The organism is Bacillus cereus group sp. N14, from assembly GCF_016483555.1.
Classification (GTDB): Bacteria; Bacillota; Bacilli; order Bacillales; family Bacillaceae_G; genus Bacillus_A; species Bacillus_A wiedmannii.
Map to the genome: position 1 here is coordinate 1 of NZ_JAEHBQ010000095.1, position 260 is coordinate 260.

Genomic DNA, 260 nt, shown 5'->3' on the forward strand with positions numbered 1-260 from the left:
TGGTGACCCGTACGGGATTCGAACCCGTGTTACCGCCGTGAAAGGGCGGTGTCTTAACCACTTGACCAACGGGCCAATATTATAAATCCTATGGCGGAGAGCAAGGGATTCGAACCCTTGATACGCTTGTGACGTATACACGATTTCCAATCGTGCTCCTTCGGCCAACTCGGACAGCTCTCCAATGGCTCCGCAGGTAGGAATCGAACCTACGACCGATCGGTTAACAGCCGATAGCTCTACCGCTGAGCTACTGCGGA

3 tRNA genes are annotated in these 260 nt (G+C 53.8%); all 3 read right to left on the reverse strand.

Annotated elements, in window-relative coordinates:
• The 3 genes from JDS82_RS29225 to JDS82_RS29235 all read right to left on the reverse strand — a co-directional run bounded on the left by JDS82_RS29225 (nt 1) and on the right by JDS82_RS29235 (nt 260).
• A tRNA-Glu gene (locus JDS82_RS29225) sits at nt 1–75 on the reverse strand.
• Nucleotides 76–91: 16 nt separating this feature from the next.
• Nucleotides 92–183: transfer RNA gene (locus JDS82_RS29230), tRNA-Ser, on the reverse strand.
• Between the two features lie 2 nt (nt 184–185).
• A tRNA-Asn gene (locus JDS82_RS29235) sits at nt 186–260 on the reverse strand.